Origin of the sequence: Barnesiella sp. An22 (assembly GCF_002159975.1) — a bacterium.
Taxonomy (GTDB): domain Bacteria; phylum Bacteroidota; class Bacteroidia; order Bacteroidales; family Barnesiellaceae; genus Barnesiella; species Barnesiella merdigallinarum.
This window is the reverse complement of sequence record NZ_NFJR01000048.1, coordinates 1-985: the sequence shown is the minus strand read 5'-3', so window position 1 is coordinate 985 and position 985 is coordinate 1. Positions and strand designations below refer to the sequence as shown.

1 rRNA gene is annotated in these 985 nt (G+C 51.4%); it reads left to right on the top strand.

Annotated features, from left to right (window positions below):
• Positions 1–985, top strand: a 23S ribosomal RNA gene (locus B5F38_RS14140); the annotation flags it as partial.

Sequence of the window (985 nt, the reverse complement as noted above, 5' to 3'; positions counted from 1 at the left end):
AGTCAACAGCAGTAGACGCGAAACCAAGTGATCTACCCTTGGTCAGGTTGAAGGTTGGGTAACACCAACTGGAGGACCGCACTGATAAGCGTTGAAAAGCTTACGGATGAACTGAGGGTAGGAGTGAAAGGCCAATCAAACTTGGAGATAGCTCGTACTCCCCGAAATGCATTTAGGTGCAGCCTCGGGCAAGAATGGCAGAGGTAGAGCGACTGATAAGATGCGAGGGCTTCACCGCCTATCAAGTCTTGACAAACTCCGAATACTGCCATTTGTTACCCGGGAGTGAGGGCATGGGTGCTAAGGTCCATGTCCGAAAGAGGAACAACTCAGACCACCAGCTAAGGTCCCGAAATAAGGGCTAAGTTGAACAAACGAAGTAAAACTGCAGAGACAGCTAGGATGTTGGCTTGGAAGCAGCCATTCATTTAAAGAGTGCGTAACAGCTCACTAGTCGAGGAGTTTTGCATGGATAATAATCGGGCATAAGCCCTTTACCGAAGCTGTGGATGTCGCAAGACGTGGTAGGGGAGCATTCCGTCGGCGGCGAAGGTCAGCCTCGAGGCTGGCTGGAGCTTACGGAAAAGCAAATGTAGGTATAAGTAACGATAAAGGGGGCGAGAAACCCCCTCGCCATAAGACTAAGGATTCCTGATCAACGCTAATCGGATCAGGGTAAGTCGGGACCTAAGGCGCAGCCGAACGGCGCAGCCGATGGAAGAAACGGTCAAGATTCCGTTACTGGTATAAGGAGCGACGTGGAGACGGAGAAGTGACACACCCGCCTGCTGACGGAATAGCAGGTTAAAGGAGGTAGGTAAACGTGACCCAGGCAAATCCGGGTCGTGTGCCGAAACTGACAGTATCGAGAGCCCCCGGGCAATCGAATAGCGGTGGTAAGCAGGCTCCCGAGAAAATCCGCTAAGCATATTCTTATATCACCCGTACTCCAAACGGACACACGTAGTCGGGTAGAATATACCAA